The 19,444-nt window shown below is 44.7% G+C and carries 17 protein-coding genes, 1 tRNA gene and 1 riboswitch; of the genes, 5 read left to right on the plus strand and 13 right to left on the minus strand.

Going from position 1 to position 19,444, the window contains the following annotated elements; translation table 11 throughout:
* Positions 1-197: 197 nt before the first annotated feature.
* Both AB4589_RS12290 and rnt read right to left on the minus strand, forming a co-directional pair.
* Positions 198-1,523: a Na+/H+ antiporter family protein gene (locus AB4589_RS12290; protein ID WP_012603527.1), complete on the minus strand. Its 1,326-nt coding sequence runs from the start codon at positions 1,521-1,523 to the stop codon at positions 198-200.
* Between the two features lie 65 nt (positions 1,524-1,588).
* On the minus strand, positions 1,589-2,233 hold the full coding sequence (gene rnt / locus AB4589_RS12295; RefSeq protein WP_029222960.1) for a ribonuclease T: 645 nt from the start codon (positions 2,231-2,233) through the stop codon (positions 1,589-1,591).
* Between the two features lie 188 nt (positions 2,234-2,421).
* Here rnt and motY point away from each other — a divergent pair, with 188 nt between their 5' ends.
* The gene (gene motY / locus AB4589_RS12300) at positions 2,422-3,303 is read left to right on the plus strand and encodes a flagellar protein MotY (RefSeq protein ID WP_065677932.1); all 882 of its coding nucleotides are present in this window, start codon (positions 2,422-2,424) and stop codon (positions 3,301-3,303) included.
* Positions 3,304-3,401: 98 nt separating this feature from the next.
* Here the strand turns inward: motY and AB4589_RS12305 are convergent, their stop codons facing one another.
* From AB4589_RS12305 to AB4589_RS12350, 10 genes are all read right to left on the minus strand, one after another.
* On the minus strand, positions 3,402-3,836 hold the full coding sequence (locus AB4589_RS12305) for a DUF2753 domain-containing protein (protein WP_012603530.1): 435 nt from the start codon (positions 3,834-3,836) through the stop codon (positions 3,402-3,404).
* 189 nt (positions 3,837-4,025) lie between these two features.
* Positions 4,026-4,442, minus strand: a complete 417-nt coding sequence (gene gloA, locus AB4589_RS12310; protein ID WP_004734046.1) for a lactoylglutathione lyase — start codon at positions 4,440-4,442, stop codon at positions 4,026-4,028.
* Between the two features lie 171 nt (positions 4,443-4,613).
* Positions 4,614-5,249 (minus strand): endonuclease III, encoded by a 636-nt coding sequence (gene nth, locus AB4589_RS12315; protein ID WP_010437137.1) that lies wholly within the window; start codon positions 5,247-5,249, stop codon positions 4,614-4,616.
* Between the two features lie 163 nt (positions 5,250-5,412).
* Positions 5,413-6,105, minus strand: a complete 693-nt coding sequence (locus AB4589_RS12320) for an electron transport complex subunit E (RefSeq protein ID WP_372100651.1) — start codon at positions 6,103-6,105, stop codon at positions 5,413-5,415.
* Positions 6,105-6,734 (minus strand): electron transport complex subunit RsxG, encoded by a 630-nt coding sequence (gene rsxG, locus AB4589_RS12325; RefSeq protein WP_372100653.1) that lies wholly within the window; start codon positions 6,732-6,734, stop codon positions 6,105-6,107. The genes AB4589_RS12320 and rsxG overlap by 1 nt, the downstream gene beginning before the upstream one ends.
* A gap of 14 nt (positions 6,735-6,748) precedes the next feature.
* Positions 6,749-7,795: an electron transport complex subunit RsxD gene (gene rsxD, locus AB4589_RS12330; RefSeq protein WP_372100655.1), complete on the minus strand. Its 1,047-nt coding sequence runs from the start codon at positions 7,793-7,795 to the stop codon at positions 6,749-6,751.
* Positions 7,795-10,599 carry an electron transport complex subunit RsxC gene (rsxC, locus tag AB4589_RS12335; protein ID WP_372100657.1) on the minus strand — a complete coding sequence of 935 codons (2,805 nt, stop codon included), beginning with the start codon at positions 10,597-10,599 and terminating at the stop codon, positions 7,795-7,797. The genes rsxD and rsxC overlap by 1 nt, the downstream gene beginning before the upstream one ends.
* A 7-nt stretch (positions 10,600-10,606) precedes the next feature.
* A complete protein-coding gene (gene rsxB, locus AB4589_RS12340; protein ID WP_372100659.1) occupies positions 10,607-11,200 on the minus strand; it encodes an electron transport complex subunit RsxB in 594 nt (197 codons plus the stop codon).
* A 2-nt stretch (positions 11,201-11,202) separates the two neighbouring features.
* Positions 11,203-11,781, minus strand: a complete 579-nt coding sequence (gene rsxA / locus AB4589_RS12345) for an electron transport complex subunit RsxA (RefSeq protein ID WP_004734039.1) — start codon at positions 11,779-11,781, stop codon at positions 11,203-11,205.
* Between the two features lie 510 nt (positions 11,782-12,291).
* Positions 12,292-12,367 (minus strand) — tRNA-Asn (locus AB4589_RS12350).
* A gap of 509 nt (positions 12,368-12,876) precedes the next feature.
* Between AB4589_RS12350 and uvrB the strand changes: the two genes are divergently transcribed.
* From uvrB to luxU, 3 genes are all read left to right on the plus strand, one after another.
* Complete coding sequence (uvrB, locus tag AB4589_RS12355) at positions 12,877-14,907, plus strand: excinuclease ABC subunit UvrB (protein WP_372100661.1); 2,031 nt, start codon at positions 12,877-12,879, stop codon at positions 14,905-14,907.
* A 302-nt stretch (positions 14,908-15,209) separates the two neighbouring features.
* Positions 15,210-16,598, plus strand: a complete 1,389-nt coding sequence (gene luxO / locus AB4589_RS12360; protein ID WP_004734031.1) for a quorum-sensing sigma-54 dependent transcriptional regulator LuxO — start codon at positions 15,210-15,212, stop codon at positions 16,596-16,598.
* Between the two features lie 24 nt (positions 16,599-16,622).
* Complete coding sequence (gene luxU / locus AB4589_RS12365) at positions 16,623-16,967, plus strand: quorum-sensing phosphorelay protein LuxU (RefSeq protein ID WP_017063462.1); 345 nt, start codon at positions 16,623-16,625, stop codon at positions 16,965-16,967.
* A gap of 90 nt (positions 16,968-17,057) precedes the next feature.
* Here luxU and AB4589_RS12370 read toward each other — a convergent pair whose 3' ends face one another.
* Positions 17,058-17,945, minus strand: coding sequence for a YvcK family protein (locus AB4589_RS12370; RefSeq protein ID WP_372100662.1), 888 nt, complete (start codon positions 17,943-17,945; stop codon positions 17,058-17,060).
* Between the two features lie 194 nt (positions 17,946-18,139).
* Positions 18,140-18,292, plus strand: a riboswitch (molybdenum cofactor riboswitch).
* Here AB4589_RS12370 and moaA point away from each other — a divergent pair.
* A complete protein-coding gene (moaA, locus tag AB4589_RS12375; RefSeq protein ID WP_026012219.1) occupies positions 18,281-19,270 on the plus strand; it encodes a GTP 3',8-cyclase MoaA in 990 nt (329 codons plus the stop codon). (Overlaps the previous riboswitch by 12 nt.)
* The last annotated feature ends 174 nt before the right edge of the window (positions 19,271-19,444 follow it).

Consider the following 19,444-nt stretch of genomic DNA (forward strand, 5'->3'; position numbering starts at 1 on the left):
GTAGGAGTGAATTCAATGAATAGCCACAAGTTGCACATCAATGCGTACGGAATAATGTATAGGGAGTGATGTTGGTTCAGAAGGTTAGCGTGTTTCTAAAGTTGGAAATAAAAGGGGAAAGAGACTAAATACAAAAAAGACCGCACGAGGCGGTCTTTATAAAAGTGAGCGTAGGATTCTTTAACTACAGAACCTAATTACAGAACCATGGCTGCAATCCAACCGAATACGATCAGTGGGATGTTGTAGTGTAGGAACGTCGGTACTACGGTTTCCCATACGTGCTCGTGTTGACCATCAGCATTAAGACCCGATGTTGGACCTAAGGTTGAGTCAGAAGCTGGAGAGCCAGCATCGCCAAGCGCTGCAGCTGTACCTACTAGAGCGATCGTTGCCATAGGTGAGAAACCAAATGCTGCTGCTAGTGGAACGTAGATAGTTGCAAGGATTGGAATCGTAGAGAACGAAGAACCAATACCCATAGTTACCAATAGACCAACAATTAGCATAAGCAGTGCCGCTAGAGGCTTGTTGTCACCGATGCTGGTTGAAAGCGCTTCAACCAAAGATTCAACGCCACCAGTTTGCTTCATTACCGCTGCAAAACCTGCCGCTGCAATCATGATGAAACCGATCATTGCCATCATGTGAACGCCCTTAGTGAAGACATCGTGTGTCTCTTTCCAAGCGATTACACCACCGAAGGTGAATACCATGAAACCAGCCAAAGCACCGATGATCATAGAACCTGTCGATAGTTGAACCGTTAGTGCAGCAACAATACCCGCAGCAGCCACTAGGATGTGCTTCTTGTTGATCTCTTTCACTTCGGTTGAAACAACAGTATGAGACGTTTCTTTGTATTGACGTGGCTTACGGTAAGTAAAGAATACTGCCGTAAGAAGACCAAAGATCATACCAGCTGCCGGTAACAACATCGCCATTGGTACTTGGCTTGCTACTACGTTTTCAAGACCGTTGTCGTGAAGGTTTTTAAGCAAGATGTTGTTTAGGAAGATGCCACCAAAACCGATAGGTAGAACCATATACGGAGTAATCAGGCCAAAAGTAAGTACACACGCAACCAGACGACGGTCTAGGTTCATTTTTGCGAATACGCCTAATAGAGGTGGGATTAAAATTGGGATGAAGGCGATATGCACAGGAATCACGTTTTGCGAAGACATGGTCACTAAGATCAAAGACGCAAGGATGCCATATTTTAGACCATTAGATGCCGCACTGTTCTCTTTGCCGTGAATGCGCTTAATGACGCTTTGAGCGAGTAGATCTGTGATACCAGAACGAGAGATAGCAACAGCAAAGGTACCAAGCATTGCGTAGCTAAGTGCGATAGTTGCACCGCCACCTAATCCACTTTCGAACGCTGCTACAGCATCGTTCACACTCATACCAGAGGCTACGCCACCGATAATTGCGCTGAACGTGAGAGCCACGACAACGTTTACGCGCATCAAAGCTAAAACAAGCATGATGCAAACTGAAATTACAACAGGATTCATATTATTCTCGGGATGTTGTGTTTTTTATGAAGGCAATACGAGTGAACGTTTACCGACTCTATTTGTTATTCTTCGTCAACAAGAGGCCAACCACCAAGGGCTTTCCATTTGTTTACTATGCCGCAAAATAACTCTGTGGTTTTTTGCGTATCATACAAAGCAGAGTGTGCTTCTTTGTTGTCAAATTCCATCCCCGCAGTGCGGCAAGCTTTAGCCAAAACGGTTTGACCGTAGGCAAGACCACTAAGGGCTGCAGTGTCAAAAGTTGCAAATGGATGGAAAGGGACGCGTTTAAGCTTACAACGCTCACTTGCTGCATTAACGAAGTTTAAATCGAACGTAGCATTGTGAGCGACCATGATTGCGCGACTGCAATCTGAAGCTTTTTGTTCTTTTCTCACAAGCTTGTAGATTTCTTTAAGGGCTTCTTGTTCCGACACAGCACCACGTAATGGGCTAAATGGGTCTTTAATTCCGTTAAAGTCTAATGCTGCCTGCTCTATATTTGCGCCTTCAAAAGGCTCAATGTGAAAATGAAGCGTTGATGCAGGGTGCAGATCTCCGTTCTCATCCATTCTTAGTGTAATGGCACAGATTTCTAATAATGCATCGGTTTCAGCGTTAAACCCTGCGGTTTCCACGTCGATGACCACTGGGAAATAGCCACGAAAGCGTTTTTTAAGGGTCAGAGCTTCGTTTTCTACAGTCATGTTAGCCCAAATATGTGTGATTAAGGCAGCATTATTGCAGATAATAGCAGTGATAAAAACTAGGGAAGGGCAATAAATCATAAATTAGCCGACCTATTTCGGCTTGATAATTGCATATTCAAACGTGATGGAAAAATGCGGCAATTGGCTGCATTGTTAAACGAATTGCTTAAGAGATACTCCACTTTATGAAGAAACAACTCATAACAGGTTCAATGCTATTTTCGCTACTTATGTCGTCATCGGTATTGGCACAAGCAAAGCGTTACGGAGCATCTCCTCTACAGTCGACGTGGGAGATGGTGGCTAACACGCCACTAGAATGTCGCTTGGTTCACCCTATCCCCAACTTCGGTGATGCTGAGTTTTCATCTCGCGCGAGTAAAAAAATCATTTTGGATTTTGAGCTTAAAATGCGTCGCCCAATGGGTGCGACACGCAATGTAAGCTTGATCTCTATGCCGCCAGCTTGGCGTCCGGGCGAAAGTGCTGACCGCATGACGACCATTAAGTTCTTCCAACAATTTGATGGCTATGTTGGTGGTCAAACCGCTTGGGGTATTTTGAGTGAGTTGGAGAAAGGGCGTTACCCGACATTCAGCTATCAAGAGTGGCAGAGCCGAGATCAGCGAATCGAAGTTGCACTATCATCGGTATTATTCCAAGAGAAGTACAATGTGTTCAGTGACTGTATCGCCAACTTATTGCCTTACAGCTTCGAAGATATCTCTTTTACTATCTTGCACTACGATCGTAACAGCGATCAGTTGAATAAGTCTTCACGTAAGAGACTCAGCCAGATTGCCGACTATGTTCGCTATAACCAAGACATCGACCTTGTGCTGGTGGCTACATACACCGATTCCGTCGATAGCAAAGGTATTAGCCAGAATCTTTCAGAGCGCAGAGCGGAATCATTAAGAGAGTACTTTAAATCTCTAGGCTTGCCAGAAGACCGTATTCAAGTACAAGGTTATGGTAAGCGTCGTCCAATTGCTGACAACAACTCGCCAATTGGTAAAGACAAAAACCGACGTGTTGTTATCTCTTTAGGTCGCACACAGGTGTAATCTGAACAATAGCTCGTTTTGAAATGACAAAGCCCGTCTTCACTGATGACGGGCTTTTTTATATTTTAAATTTGAGTCGTTGTTTAAACGTAATTTGTTTAGTTCAAGCGGAAGCGGGCGATCATTTCACAGTTGGTCGCGGTATCGATCTTTTCCACCATAGAAGCAATTTTAGGGTTGGGATGGCGTTTCATGAAATCGATAAGGGCTTTCTTACAGCAACCAATTGAGTCAATGAAGCTTGAACATTGCGTATTGGGACATTGCGGGATCAGTGTCAGTACTTTTTCTGAAGCCAATTGGAGATACTTGAGTTCATATTCAGTATCGCCGGCCCATCGCCAAAACTGAGCGAGGTTGTGACAAGAAATCACAGAGATAAGTAAGCGCTCGTCCGCTTGGATATCGGTACGTTCAGTAATTTTTTCGCTTAAACTCAATGCTTGCTGATAGTGAAGAATACTTTGTACAGGATCGTCGAGCTGCAATGCCGTATCGGCAAGTAACGTGTGTTTTTCCCATTCGCTAATCATTGTGTTACCTCACTAATCAATAGGGGACTTAATTTAAATGATAATTATTATCATGTAAAGTTTCATCAGTGAGAATGTTGTAATAATTAGTAAAGAATATCGATTATTAATAGAGCTACAAAAAAAGCGAGCTTTATGCTCGCTTATAGTGTTTATTCCATAGCCAAATATTGCAGAGGCTACGAAGGGTTAACCTTCTAGACCAGCACTTGCTTGTTTGTTCTGAATAAGCTCAATCATGTAGCCGTCAGGATCTTTAACGAATGCGATGTGAGTAGAGCCGCCTTTTACAGGGCCCGCTTCACGTGTCACATTACCGCCTGCTGCTTTAATCGCGTCACACGTTGTGTAGATGTCATCAACTCCGATAGCAACGTGACCAAAAGCTGAGCCAAGGTCATATTCAGTCGTGCCCCAGTTGTAAGTCAGCTCAATCACAGCGCCTTGAGATTCGTCACCAAAGCCAACGAAAGCCAGTGTGTATTCGTACTCTTTATTCTCGTTCTTACGTAACAGCTGCATGCCCATTACATTGGTGTAGAACTCGATAGACTTGTCTAGATCACCAACGCGTAGCATGGTGTGTAAAATACGGCCGTTTGACATGATTTGCTCCTAGCTTTAATTATGTATACGTTTTTGTAATTCTGTTTTATGCCGCTAGAAAAATGCGGCATTGTTTAGCTTCTTAGCTTCTTAGCTTCTTAGCTTCTTAGCTTCTTAGCTTCTTAGCTTCTTAGCTTCTTAGCTTCTTAGCTTCATTCGCTTAGAGCTAGCCTAGACGTCGGTTTTTTCCTTGAACTCACACAAGTCTTCAATGATACAGCTGCCACAGCGTGGTTTACGTGCGACACAGGTGTAACGTCCATGAAGAATGAGCCAATGGTGGACATCCAGTTTGAATTCTTTTGGGATAACTTTAAGTAGTTTTGCTTCGACATCGTCGACGGTTTTACCCATCGCTAGCTTAGTGCGGTTTGATACGCGATAGATGTGAGTATCAACGGCAATCGTTGGCCAACCGAAAGCGGTGTTTAACACTACGTTTGCTGTTTTACGACCGACACCTGGAAGAGCTTCTAATGCAGCGCGATCTTCCGGTACTTCACCATTATGTAGGTCAAGCAGCATACGACACGTTTTGATGGTGTTTTCTGCTTTTGAGTTAAATAGGCCGATGGTCTTGATGTACTCTTTTAAACCATCAACACCTAGGTCGAAAATAGCTTGTGGAGTATTGGCTACAGGGTACAGCTTATCCGTCGCCTTGTTCACGCTGACATCGGTTGCTTGTGCAGACAATAGAACGGCAATCAGTAGTTCGAATGGACTGTTCCAGTTAAGCTCAGTCTCTGGCTTTGGATTGTTTTCTCTTAAACGCTCAAGTATTTCTACTCGTTTTACATTGTTCATAGCGACATTACTTTCAAATAGTTAGGGCATGAAGCTTGGATTGCTTCTGCTTTATCATCGGTTACGCGCTCTTATGAGCGTCATTATTATATGTACTGTTTAGATCTGATTTTCCCGCTGAGTGATTGAGCCAACTCAGCGGGGTTTAAGCTAATTTAACTTATTAGGCATTGGTAACGCGAGCGCGTTCAATGACTGGTTTTTCTTGTTTTGGTTGTCTAGATTTTGCTTGGTTATCGATGATGTTTTTCAAAGCAATTAAGAAACCAACACCAATGAAGGCACCCGGTGGAAGCAGGGCTAACAAGAAGCTGTTATCAAATTGGAATATCTGGATTCGTAACACCGAAGCCCAGTCACCAAGCAGCAGGTCTGCGCCATCAAATAGAGTGCCGTTACCAATAATCTCACGCATCGCACCTAACACAACCAATACCGATGTCATGCCTAGACCCATCCAGAAACCATCTTGAGCCGCTGGTAGCACTTCATTCTTTGAAGCGAAGGCTTCCGCACGACCAATGATGATGCAGTTGGTTACGATCAGCGGGATGAAGATACCCAAAGAGAGGTAAAGCCCATAGGCGTAAGCGTTCATCAGTAATTGAACACACGTTACTAGCGAGGCAATGATCATTACGAATACTGGGATACGCACTTCTTTTGGTACGTGATTACGAACCAAAGAAACAGCAACGTTTGAGCCGACCAGTACAAGCAAGGTAGCAATGCCTAGGCCAAGTGCGTTAGTGACTGTTGACGATACAGCCAGCAGCGGACATAAGCCAAGGAGTTGCACTAGGGCAGGGTTGTTGGACCACATGCCATTTTTAATTAGTGTTTTATGATCACTCATTATTCACCACCACAATTTAGAGGTTGAGCAAGCAATGCTTGGTTGTTTTGGTTAACGTACTGCACCGCTTGCTTCACTAACTTAACGACAGCTCTTGGCGTAATGGTTGCGCCAGTGAACTGGTCAAAGTCACCACCATCTTTACGAACCTTCCAACGGTCAAGATTCGACTCGGTTACTTGCTTACCGGCAAATGAAAGAATCCAATCACTAACACGAAGATCAATCTTATCACCCAATCCCGGTGTTTCTTGGTGGGAAAGAACGCGAGTACCTAAAATGGTACCATCGATTTTCATTCCAACAATGACCTTAATCGCGCCGTTGTAACCATCGGGTGCAATCGCTTCGATCGCAATCGCGCTTGGCTCACCATTGAGTTTAGCAATGTAAGCTGGCATCGCTTGTTCAGTCCCCAACTCTTCTGCTTGAACCAGAGTACAGGCTGAAAACAGTTCATTATCGTGCAGATCGTGCGGGATCACTTGATTAAGCACGGACAGTAATTGAGCCTGTTCTTGCTGCTTAATCTGATCTTTGGTCAGGTAGTGAGTTACCGCGACCAAACCTGTTGAAGCACAAGCAAAAATCGCGAGTACAAGGCCATTTTTCTTAATTGCATTTAGCATGGTATCCGCTCCCTTTAGTGGCCGTATGTACGAGGTTTGGTGTAGTAGTCAATCAGTGGAACACACATGTTGGCTAACAATACAGCAAACGCCACGCCATCAGGGAAACCACCCCAACTGCGGATGATAAAGACTAAACCGCCGATCAGAGCACCAAACACCAAGCGACCTTTGACTGTCGTGGATGCTGAAACTGGGTCGGTCGCAATGAAAAATGCGCCGAGCATAGTCGCACCAGACAATAGATGAATGGTCGGTGATGCGGTCTCGCCAGGAGTGAACATCAAGAACACTAGGCTAAATAGGGTCAAGCTTCCCAGAAACGCTACTGGGATATGCCATTGAATCACGCGTTGCTTGATAAGCACTAAGCCACCAATAAGGTAAGCAAGGTTTACCCATTCCCAACCCACGCCAGCTAACCAACTAAATTGAAGTTGAGACAGAGCTTCAGAAGCCGTGTTACCTGCCGTTAGTGCGGTTTTGAAGGCATCGAGTGGCGTCGCCATAGTGGTGCCATCAATACCAAGGCGTGCTTGTTGTAAAGACAAGCCTTCATTATTGAAACCAGTAAAGATCATCAAGAAGGAGTCAACAAAGCTCGTAGCTTCAGCAGTTAAACTGGTCGGCGCATTCCAGCTGGTCATTTGAACTGGGAATGAGATCAGCAAAACAACGTAAGCCACCATCGCAGGGTTAAATGGGTTTTGCCCAAGGCCGCCATAAAGGTGTTTTGCGATGATGATAGCGAAGAACATACCTATGACTAGAATCCACCACGGAGAGTGTGGGGGAATAGCGACACTGAGCAGCCAAGCGGTCACAACCGCACTGTAATCACGCAATGCCATCACTGGCGGGCGTTTTCTTAGCAGCATTACAGCGGCTTCAAAGGTAACAGCAAGTGCAATAGCAAATACTAACTGGATGAGCGTACCCCATCCAAAGAAGTAGGTTTGAGCTAGTAGACCTGGCAATGCACAAATAGCGACCCATTTCATGAGATCGGGGGTGCTTCTACGATTGTGCGCGTGCGGTGAGCTGGCGATAAAGAAGGCCACTACTCTTTCTCCTCATTATTCTTTTTGTCTTGCTCTTGCTGCGTCTTTCTTGCTTTAGCACGAGCAATCGCTGCAGCAACCGCTGCTTTTTTAGGGTCGACTGGTTCTTGTTGAGTTTCAGCCTTTAATTCAACTACAGGTTCAACCACAGATTCAGGTGTTTCTGCTGATTCTTCCTGTTTCGCTTGTTGTGCCTTTCTTGCTTTAGCGCGAGCTATTGCAGCGGCAACAGCAGCTTTTTTAGGATCCACTGGTTCTGATTGAATTTCAGCTTCCACTTCTATTTCAGGAGCGATTGCTTCTGCTTCGACCTGCTTAGCTTGCTGTGCTTTCTTCGCTTTGGCGCGAGCAATAGCTGCAGCGACTGCATCTTTTTTTGCATCACCAGAGCTTTCAGCTGAAGCTTCGCTTTTTGTTTGAGTAGAAGATTCAGCTTGTTGTGCTTTCTTTGCTTTAGCGCGAGCAATAGCCGCAGCGACAGCATCTTTCTTAGCATCGCCAGAACTTTTAACCGGAGCTTCGCTTGCTGTTGGAGTAGAAGATTCAGCTTGTTGAGCCTTCTTGGCTTTAGCGCGAGCAATAGCCGCAGCGACAGCATCTTTCTTGGCATCGCCAGAGCTTTTAGCTGGAGCTTCACTTTCGGTTTGAGCAGCTGATTCTGCTTGTTGTGCTTTCTTCGCTTTAGCACGAGCGATAGCTGCAACAACAGCATCTTTCTTAGCATCGCCAGAACTTTTAACCGGAGCTTCGCTTGCTGTTGGAGTAGAAGATTCAGCTTGTTGAGCCTTCTTGGCTTTAGCACGAGCTATTGCAGCAGCGACAGCATCTTTCTTAGCGTCACCTGATTTTTCAACCGGAGCTTCAGAAGCTGATTCTGTTTGTTGTGCTTTCTTGGCTTTAGCGCGAGCAATAGCCGCAGCGACAGCATCTTTCTTAGCATCGCCAGTACTTGCAACTGGAGCCTCGCTTTCTGTTTGAGTAGAAGATTCCACTTGTAGAGCCTTCTTGGCTTTAGCGCGAGCAATAGCCGCAGCAACCGCGTCTTTCTTAGCGTCACCTGATTTTTCAGCAGGAGCATCAGTTGCTGCTTGTTGTGCCTTGCGCTCTCGAGCTTGTCGTTTACGTTCTTCACGCAGTTTCGACATTTCAGAATTGTCTGGTTCAGCGCTATCCGCTTTCTGAGCCGCAGCTTGTTTTGCTTTTGCCTTGGCAATCGCAGCAGCAACCGCAGGTTTCACCGCTGGTTCCGCAACAGGAGCTTGGTCTGCCGCGGCTTTTTGCGCTTTAACGCGAGCAATCGCAGCTGCAATCGCATCATCACCATCCGCAGATTTCATATCTTTACGACGGTTGTCAGCTGCTTTCTTAAAGCGGTTTTCACGTTCTGCTTTGTCACGCTCCATACGAGCGTTTTTCTCTTCGAAACGAATCTTGGCGCGCTCTGCTGCAGCGGCTTCATCTTTTCGAGTTTTGATCTCAGCTTTTGCTTGGCGGTAGTACTGAACAAGAGGAATTTCACTTGGGCAGACAAATGCACAAGCACCGCATTCAATACAGTCTTTAATATTCAGTTCTTCACACTTATCCAACTCGTTGGCTTTCGCATGCCATTGCAGTTGTTGAGGAAGAAGTGATGCGGGGCAAGCCTCGGCACACGCGCTACAACGAATACATTCCATCTCGTAAGTGCTTGGAGAGATCTCACGACGCGTTGGCGCTAAAATACAGTTCGACGTTTTAGTGATTGGCACATTGGCATGTGGCAAGGTGAAGCCCATCATAGGGCCACCCAAAATCAAACGCGGAAGCTTTTTATCGGCTTTGTAGCCAAACTCTTCAAGTAACTCATGTACTGGTGTGCCTAATAGCGCCCAAACATTACGAGGTTGCTTAAAGGTTTTACCGGTTAATGTCACAACGCGGTTAACCACAGGTTCGCCGTCAATTACCGCTCGCTTAATCGAGTAAAGAGAGCCGACGTTCTGAACCAAAACACCAATGTCTGCAGGGATGCCGCCAGCCGGAACCTCTTTATTAGTAAGGATCTTTATCAGCTGTTTCTCACCACCTGAAGGGTATTTAGTTGGGATAACACGAATGACGATATCTTTGTCTTTCGCTGCAATCTCAAGTGCTTTTATCGCGTCTGGTTTGTTGTCTTCAATGCCGATAACCGTCAGCTTTGGTTGAAGAATGTGTTCAACCACTTCGATGCCTTTTAATACTTCGTCGGCATGTTCTTGAAGCAACTTGTCATCAGAGGTGATGTAAGGTTCACATTCCGCAGCATTGACGATCAAAATGTCGGTACGACCTAAGCCTGATTGAAGCTTCTTAGCCGTAGGGAAGCCTGCGCCGCCCATGCCTGAAATACCAGCTTGGCGAATCACATCAAGCAGTTCGTCAGAGGTCTTTGTCGAGAAATCTTCAACTGGATTTTTTTCAATCCAAGCGTCTAAGCCATCAGGTTTAATAACCACGCACACGTCGCTCAAGCCAGAAGGGTGAGCGGTGGTTCGTGGTTCGATAGCGGTAATCACACCCGATGTTGGTGCATGTACTGGCAAAGTAAAACCAGTCTCTAAGGCCGTCAGTTGTTGACCTTTGAGTACGGCATCACCGACAGCAACCAATAAGTTACCAGGCTTACCGATGTGCTGTTTCACTGGAAGAACGATTTCTTCTGGGAGCCTTGCATGCACGATATCAGTAGTATTCGACTGTTTCTTGTTTTCAGCAGGGTGCACACCGCCCGGGAAGTTCCAAATTGAGCCCGTGCGAATTTGTTCAATTAAAGAGATCATACTAACCCTATGCCTTAGGCTCTGACGCGGTCGCATCAGTTGCTTGGTTAGTGATATCAGTAACAGGAATGATGTTCATCTGCCATTTCCAATTTTCAGTCGTTGTTGCCACTGGAATCATTTCGATACAGTCAGTAGGGCACGGTGCGACACATAGATCACAACCTGTACATTCATCTTTGATTACTGTGTGAAGTGCCTTGGTGCCACCAACAATGGCGTCGACAGGGCAAGCTTGAATGCATTTGGTACAGCCAATACACATATCTTCATGGATGAAGGCAACGGTTTTTACTTTGTTATCTAAGTCATGAACGGAGTCTTCAACTTCTACGCCCATTAAATCTGCTAGCTTTTCAATAGTTGCTTGGCCGCCAGGAGGACATTTGTTGATCTTGTCTCCGTTAGCGATCGCCTCTGCGTATGGGCGACAACCAGGGTAGCCACACTGGCCACATTGAGTTTGCGGTAAAATAGTGTCGATTTGATCGACGATCGGATCGGCTTCAACTTTAAAACGGATAGAAGCAAAGCCCAAAATAGCGCCAAAAACAGCGGCTAAAACGGCGAGTGCAATGATTGCAATTAAGATGGTACTCATTCTTACTTCACCAACCCAGTAAAGCCCATAAATGCCAGAGACATTAGGCCTGCTGTGATCATCGCAATCGACGCGCCTTTGAATGGCATTGGAACATCAGCAACCGCAATACGTTCACGCATCGCAGCAAATAGGATCAATACAAGAGAGAAACCAACCGCTGCGCCGAAACCATAGATGATCGACTGAATGAAGTTGTGGTTTTCATTGATGTTCAGAAGTGCCACACCTAATACCGCACAGTTGGTGGTGATAAGAGGCAGAAAGATACCCAATAGGCGATAAAGGGTAGGGCTAGTTTTGTGAACGACCATTTCCGTAAATTGAACAACCACCGCAATAACCAAGATGAAACTCATGGTACGCAGGTATTCAATACCCAGAGGGGTAAGGATGTAGGTTTCTACTAGGTATGCAGATACCGACGCTAACGTTAGAACGAAAGTCGTCGCGAGGCCCATGCCAATAGCAGTCTCCAACTTCTTGGAGACGCCCATAAATGGACATAGCCCTAAAAACTTCACTAGCACAAAGTTATTGACTAGCACTGTGCCGACCAACAACAAAAGGTATTCGGTCATAATGGATTAATTCTTGAGATTCCGATCCCGATATTATCCTGTTTTGCTCACCTAATAACAACCAAGGATCACTAGGGATTTAGACACTTGGTGAAAAAAACATCAGGTAATCGATTGATTACCAAAGCTGCAGTAAGTATAGACATAGATTTTGACGGTGTGAGCGTGCAGCGGTATATCACAATGATCTTTGTCTGATCATTTGAGTACTCAGTGATTTCACTTTTGTCTTCGGCCAAAAGGTCGAAATTGGTTGAAGTAAATAGCGAACTTTTGAGTCAATTGATTGTTGCTAACTCAAGGCTGTTGCTCGGTTGCTTAGAGGGCTTTTAGGAAAGTGAGTACGTTAAAACGCAAAAAGCCGCATCGAGTGATGCGGCTTCTTTAAATTTGGCCCCCTTGTCGAGACTTGAACGCGGGCGGCTAGGTTTGTGACATTAACTTGGAACAAGTTAGTCGCAGTTATATACGAAAAAAGCCCAATCTTTCGATTGAGCTTTTTTCTGAATTTGGCTCCCCTTGCAAGACTTGAACTTGCGACATACGGATTAACAGTCCGCCGTTCTACCAACTGAACTAAAGGGGAATTGCTTGTTAGCGACGCGAATTCTAATAAGACTCCTATTTTCTGTCAATAAAAAATAGCAGAAAAAAACAAGATAAAAAACTTTACTTTCTTGAACGCCTTATCAGATTTAGCTTTGCTTTAGTTATCCACCAAAATTGTGGATAAGTATGTGCGTGAAACTTTAACAACAATAATTGGGATAAATCTGAAAATGTTAAAATCTGCGGTAACGTGATGTATTTAAAAGTTTTATATCGAAACATTACGATTGTATAACTTTTTAAGATTATAAAATAAACAGTAAAACAAGTGCTATTTTTAGATTTTTTGGGGAAAAGTAGTGGATTAAAAATCGAGTAATTTAGCTGAAGAGATCTTGCAGGGGCACAGATAATACCAAGTTCCAAAAATAAAAGCTATAACTGATATCTAATCTTAAGATGCATTTCTCTAGATAATAGTTGCAACGACACTCCTCCTAGAGTGACAATGACCTGATTAAATAAACAGTATGGAAATGGCGACCTATGAGTAAACTCTTTGACTTGGTATCGGACTACAGTCCGTCCGGTGACCAGCCGACGGCAATTACCAAATTACTAGATGGACTAGATTCTGGTTTGGCGCATCAAACTCTATTAGGGGTAACGGGCTCGGGTAAAACCTTTACGCTTGCCAATGTCATTTCCCAATCACAAAGACCTGCCATTCTGTTAGCACCGAATAAGACGTTGGCTGCTCAACTTTATGGTGAGATGAAATCCTTCTTTCCAAATAATGCCGTTGAGTACTTCGTATCTTACTACGATTACTACCAGCCTGAAGCGTATGTACCAACCACGGATACGTTCATTGAGAAAGATGCGTCGGTGAATGCTCATATCGAGCAGATGAGACTTTCGGCGACCAAGGCCTTATTAGAGCGAAAAGACGCCATCATTGTGGCTTCTGTATCGGCTATCTATGGTCTTGGTGATCCTAAATCGTATTTGAAAATGATGCTTCACTTGAGTCGTGGTGAGGTCATGGATCAGCGTGATATTTTGCGCCGTTTGGCGGAGCTACAATATTCAAGAAACGACGTCGCATTTGAACGAGGTCAATTCCGCGTGCGTGGTGAAGTGATTGATATCTTCCCGGCTGAATCTGACCAAGATGCCGTGCGAATTGAAATGTTCGATGATGAAGTGGATTGCATCAGTATCTTTGACCCACTAACTGGTGCGGTTAAGCAAAGAGACCTGCCTCGCTTTACGGTTTATCCAAAAACGCACTATGTCACTCCACGAGAGAAAATCCTTGAAGCGATTGAGAAGATTAAGGATGAGTTGCGTGATAGAGCTCAATATTTAAAAGACAATAATAAGCTTCTAGAAGAACAGCGTATCTCTCAAAGAACTCAGTTTGATATCGAGATGATGACCGAGCTTGGCTTCTGTTCTGGTATCGAAAACTATTCACGATACTTGAGTGGCCGTGCTGAAGGGGAAGCGCCTCCGACGTTATTTGATTACTTGCCTGATGATGGTCTGTTGATTATCGATGAGTCACACGTGACCGTGCCGCAAATTGGCGCCATGTATAAAGGTGACCGTTCGCGTAAGGAAACTCTAGTTGAGTTTGGTTTCCGTCTGCCTTCGGCATTGGATAACCGTCCAATGAAGTTTGAAGAATTTGAGTCTATAGCCCCGCAAACGATTTTTGTGTCGGCCACGCCGGGTCATTATGAGATTGAGAAATCAGATGGTGAGATTGCTGATCAAGTGGTGCGTCCTACTGGCTTACTTGACCCGGTTATTGAAGTAAGGCCTGTCGCTACTCAAGTTGATGATTTACTGTCTGAGATAAGAATACGTTCTGTTAAGGAAGAGCGTGTGCTTGTCACGACGCTAACTAAACGAATGGCAGAAGACTTAACCGAATACCTTAGTGAGCATGGTGTTAAGGTTCGTTACTTGCATTCAGATATCGATACCGTTGAGCGTGTAGAGATCATTCGAGACCTACGTTTGGGCGAGTTCGACGTGTTAGTGGGCATTAACTTACTTCGTGAAGGTTTGGATATGCCTGAAGTGTCGCTGGTGGCGATTCTTGATGCTGATAAAGAGGGTTTCTTACGTTCTGAGCGTTCTCTGATTCAAACCATTGGTCGTGCAGCTCGTAACTTGGAAGGTCGAGCTATCTTGTATGGTGACTCGATTACCAAATCAATGAGAAAAGCGATTGATGAAACTGATCGTCGTCGTGAGAAACAGCAAGCCTATAACGAAGAGCAAGGTATCACGCCACAAGCGCTTAAACGTAATATCAAAGATATTATGGAGCTGGGTGATCTAACCAAGTCGAAGCAGCAGCGCCAATCGAAGCAAGTTCCTCTATCTAAGGTTGCAGAGCCTTCTGAAAGTTATGCAGTACTTACACCGCAACAGCTTGATAAAGAGATCAGCAAGCTAGAAGCTGCGATGTATCAGCATGCTCAGAACCTAGAATTTGAATTGGCAGCACAGAAGCGTGATGAAATTGAGCAACTAAGAAAGCAGTTTATTACCAACAGCTAATCTCACTTTTCACTTAAGAAGTTGATCCCCTCAAGACAAGAATTGAGAGTGTTTCAGGCAAAAAAACAGCCAGTAGTAAATGTTCTACTGGCTTACGTTTGTGAACACTCGGTCCACTAACAACGTCAGTTGGCTAGGTGACCCGAAGGTCATTTATACCGTTGCATCGTTCGTGCCAGATAGATAAAACATTGATTATTTGAAGTAAGTAAAAAAACACACTACAAATATTGTGGCTAATTTGCATAATGCAAAGCGGAATGCGACTATAATAAGAAATGCAAATTATAAATGGCTAGGATATGCAATCAAAAACGCTAGATAACAAATCGAAGTATTTGTTGATGGTCGAGGATACCGCTTCGGTAGCAGCTTTATATCGCTCGTATCTTACACCGCTCGAAATTGATATCAACATTGTCGGCACTGGCCGCGATGCAATCGAGAGTTTGAATCATCGAATCCCAGACCTTATTTTATTAGATCTACGTCTGCCTGACATGACGGGTATGGACGTGCTATTTGCTGTAAAACAAAAATACCCTGAAGTTCCGGTTATCTTCATGACGGCTCACGGTTCTATCGATACCGCCGTAGAAGCCATGCGTCATGGTTCTCAAGATTTCCTTATCAAGCCGTGTGAAGCCGACCGACTCCGTATTACGGTGAACAACGCGATCCGCAAAGCCACCAAACTTAAAAATAGCTCGGAACATCCGGGAAACCAAAATTACCAAGGCTTCATTGGTAGTAGCCAAACCATGCAGCAGGTTTACCGAACTATCGACTCTGCAGCATCGAGTAAAGCCAGTATTTTCATCACGGGTGAAAGTGGTACGGGTAAAGAGGTATGTGCAGAAGCTATTCATGCGGCGAGCAAGCGTGGTGACAAGCCTTTCATCGCGATTAACTGTGCGGCTATCCCTAAAGATCTAATTGAAAGTGAGCTATTTGGCCACGTTAAAGGCGCCTTTACCGGTGCTGCAACTGATCGTCAAGGTGCCGCTGAACTTGCTGATGGCGGAACACTATTCCTTGATGAATTGTGCGAAATGGACTTAGAGCTGCAAACCAAGCTGCTGCGCTTTATCCAAACCGGTACTTTTCAAAAAGTTGGCTCTTCGAAGATGAAGAGTGTCGATGTTCGTTTCGTATGTGCAACCAACCGTGACCCTTGGAAAGAAGTACAAGAAGGTCGCTTTAGAGAAGATTTATACTATCGTTTATACGTGATTCCATTGCACCTGCCGCCATTGCGCGAGCGCGGTGAAGATGTCATCGAGATTGCGTACTCGTTACTAGGTTACATGTCGGTTGAGGAAGGTAAGGCGTTTGTGCGTTTTGCTCAGGAAGTGCTTGATCGCTTTAATCAATATGAGTGGCCGGGTAACGTTCGTCAGCTACAAAACGTATTACGGAACGTGGTGGTATTGAATAACGGCAAAGAGATTACTCTCAACATGCTTCCACCACCATTGAACCAACCGATTGAAAACAGCTTGCGCTTGAAAGAGAAGCAGAACGAAGACATCACGGTAAAAGATATTTTCCCATTGTGGATCACTGAGAAGACGGCTATCGAACAGGCCATAAAAGCGTGTGACGGCAACATTCCCCGCGCGGCCGGTTTCTTAGATGTCAGTCCATCGACGATATACCGTAAGTTGCAAACGTGGAATGCGAAGCAGTAATCACCAAACAATAAGAAAATCATAATGACGAAAGTATTAAATCAGCAAAAAGTTGATGAGCTCGCCGGTGAAATAGGGCAAGAGAATGTACCAGTTTTGCTGGAAATCTTCTTAGGTGAGTTGAAAGGCTACTACGAACATCTAGAGATAAATAAAGCGTCGGATACATCTAAGTACCTGGCTGATATAAGCCACGCACTTAAAAGCAGTGCTGCGAGCTTTGGCGCAGACTCTTTGTGTAGTTTTGCGATTAGCTTAGACGCAAAAGTGAAGCAAGCATTGCCTGTAACCGAGATTGATTTCCAAGATATGCAAGAGCTCCTGTTATCAACGTACACTGAATATCAGCAGTTGATGACGGATCTCTAAAGCGGCTAGTTATTAAAGAGACTAAAAAAGGAGCATGATGCTCCTTTTTTGTTTTTACTGGTCTCTGTCGTCTAGCCTAAGCTATAAGCATTAAGCCAGTTGATCCCTAATCGCTTGTTGGAGTTTTAAACGGTCGTGTCGCCAATCTCGGTTAGGAGAGGCAAGATCAGTGGTCACACAATTCCATTGCCCTTCTAATTCAGGGTGTGGTTCATTGCCCAGTACAATGTCTATCTTTCTTGCCTTACAGGTACGTTCACACCACTCCAATTGTTCTTGAAGCGTCATTTTTCCTGCAGGGCCGTGCTCTGGCGAAAGGTTTTCAACGAAGATAACTTTTGCCTTGGTATTTTCCGCGATTGCTTTGCCAATTTCTGGCAGTAGCAGCGGGGGCATCACACTGGTTAAAAAGCTTCCTGGTCCAAGGGCAATGCAGTCTGCTTGCTCAACTGCAGCAACAGCTTCTTTGGTTGCAGGTACTTCTGGAGATAAGTCCATCATGCGCAGCTTTTCTGTCATGTCATCAACGTTAGTTTCGCCAGTTACCCAACGACCGTCCATTGATAAAGCCGTGAGATCGGAAGGGTGCTCAGTCATCGGGACGATATTGACATCGACCTTGAGCATATTTCGAATTAGGTTAATTGCTTCCAATGGGCGAACGGAAAGGTTGTCTAGTGCCGTTAGCATTAGGTTACCTAAGTTGTGACCATCGAGTTCACCTTGACCGCGAAAGCGATATTCAAACATCATCGAACTGATCGAAGGTTCTGTGATTAATTGGTTGATACAGTTACGAGTATCTCCCCAAGCAATACCACCTTGGCAGTCTCGAATTCTTCCGGTGGAACCACCGTTATCTGTTGTTGCAACAATGCCAGTCGCATTGCTACCAAAGTCTTTTAATGCAGCTAGCATACGACCTAAGCCATGGCCTCCACCGATTGCTACGACTTTCTTTGAAGAGTAAATATTCATTTTTTGTTCTTGTTAGATTATTACCAACTATAATTTAGGTTAAATGCTTCTCGTCAGATACTCAACAAGAGTTATTTTGAGGGTTTGATACGTTTTTTTTGCCGATGTGACCCGTTTTTTGTCATCAGAGCTAGATTCACGTACAAATATTAAGTATTTTATTACTCAGCTACTGTGCGTGTGAATATAACGTGCAGTTGCCATAACTCCGAGCTCTCGCATGCTAAGTCGCACAGTGGTATTTGCTGTACCGATACGCATCAAGAGCCAGTGACATGTTGTCACAAGGGCTTAATTGGAAATGATTATGCCTCCCGTGTTTGGAAAGGTGTTCCGTGGCGCAACAATTCGAAGATAGATTCCATCGCAAGTTTTATTACTTGCGCTTGTCGGTTACAGACGTCTGTAACTTTAAATGTACTTACTGCTTGCCAGATGGTTATAAACCGTCAGGGCAAAAAAACTCGTCTTTTTTAAGTGTTCCCGAGATCAAACGTATTGTGAAAGCGTTTGCAGATTGTGGCACCTCTAAGATCCGCATTACTGGCGGAGAGCCGAGCCTGCGTAAAGACTTTCCTGAAATCATACATACTGTTGCTTCTACTCCAGGCATCGAAAAAGTAGCCACGACAACGAATGGCTACCGCATGGAGAAACAAGTAGGGCAATGGCGTGATGCTGGTTTAACCCATATAAACGTGAGCGTGGATAGCTTAGATTCGCGCATGTTCCATCAGATCACTGGTGAGAATAAGTTTACAGAGGTTATGCGAGGCATTGATAAAGCGTTTGAGGTTGGCTTTGAACAAGTCAAAGTCAACGTCGTATTGATGAAAGACCTCAATAGTCAGGAATTACCAGCCTTCCTTAATTGGATCAAAGACAAACCTATTCAATTACGTTTTATCGAGCTGATGAAAACCGGCGAGATGGACGAGTTGTTCGATAAACACCATGTGTCTGGCGTTGCGATCCGCAACCAGCTTATTGCTAATGGTTGGCTGTTAAAAGTCAAAGCCGTTAATGATGGCCCCGCGCAAGTGTTTGTCCACCCAGACTACAAGGGTGAAATCGGTTTGATCATGCCTTACGAGAAAGACTTTTGTGAGAGTTGTAACCGACTGCGTGTTTCTGCGACCGGTAAACTTCACTTATGTCTGTTTGGCGACCATGGTGTTGAACTGAGAGATCTGATTCAAGAGGATCAACAAGAGCAAGAGCTCATTGATCGAATTCAGGCTCAGCTTCAAACCAAGTCCGTTAGCCACTTCTTACACGATGGCAACAGTGGCATGACTCCAAACTTGGCGTCAATCGGCGGTTAACCCGCTATATACTCTAAAGCATTTTATCGCTCAGCTTCTTTAAGCTGGGCGAATCAGTCTAGGGCGTGTTGCTCTTTCGAGCTGATTTTTGCAGCGAGTTGCTGGGTATTTATATAAGGCAGAGGCTTTGATGTGTAGCTAGCCTACATGAGAAGCCGATAACGTAGTAGAAAT

This window comes from Vibrio sp. 10N.222.49.A3, from assembly GCF_041475145.1.
In the GTDB taxonomy this organism is placed as follows: Bacteria; Pseudomonadota; Gammaproteobacteria; order Enterobacterales; family Vibrionaceae; genus Vibrio; species Vibrio tasmaniensis_A.